Source organism: Blautia sp. AF14-40, from assembly GCF_003479665.1.
Lineage (GTDB): Bacteria > Bacillota > Clostridia > Lachnospirales > Lachnospiraceae > Fusicatenibacter > Fusicatenibacter saccharivorans.
In genome coordinates this window covers 1-681 of the sequence record NZ_QUHK01000099.1, presented here as the reverse complement: position 1 = coordinate 681, position 681 = coordinate 1, and the positions used below count along the sequence as shown (strand labels likewise).

1 pseudogene is annotated in these 681 nt (G+C 49.2%); it reads left to right on the top strand.

Features of this window, described 5'->3' with window-relative positions:
• A pseudogene (locus tag DWW13_RS19625) lies at window positions 1–681 on the top strand (YtxH domain-containing protein); the annotation flags it as partial.

Sequence of the window (681 nt, the reverse complement as noted above, 5' to 3'; positions counted from 1 at the left end):
TCGGGGTAATACCACTTCCAGCATGGGACAACGTGCAGGCTCAAAGGTAGGTGCTGTCTTAGATACGAAAAATAAAGTGAAAGACAAGGCAAACGCCGTCAAAGAGAATATCAAGGATATGCCGACACAGACCGCTTATGCGGTATATTCCGCAAAGGAAAAGGCAAAGTCCAGCGTGTCCGACTTTAAGCGTGGCATGGTGCAGGAAGAGCAGTCCAGACAGTCGGGACGCTTGGAAAAGCAGGAACAGCGTAAGAAGAATATCGCTGATAAGCGTATGGAGCTTCAAAAGGCACAAGAAGCAAGGCAGGCACAGCGAAAGGCTGACGGATCAGCGACAATGGGAGCTACCCGTCCCCATGAGCGACCAGCCACCGCTTCAACCATTCCAAAATCGAGTGCGGAAAAAATGCAGGAAGTCAAACGCCCTGCCACAGCTCCAACTCCGAAAGCAAGTGAGCCAGTCAAGACAAATGTTGTGAAAGAGCGTCCGTTATCTTCTGGTGCTTCTGATAAGAAAACGACCCAACCTGCACAGCCAGTACATAGGCAGAATGTAGAAAAAGTGGTATCGCAGGAAACACGCCAGAATTACACAAAAGACCGTAGGACAAAGGTTCAGCAGACGCAAACCGTCCAAAAGAACCAGCAGACAACAGAGAAAACTCCTAACCTTGTGAT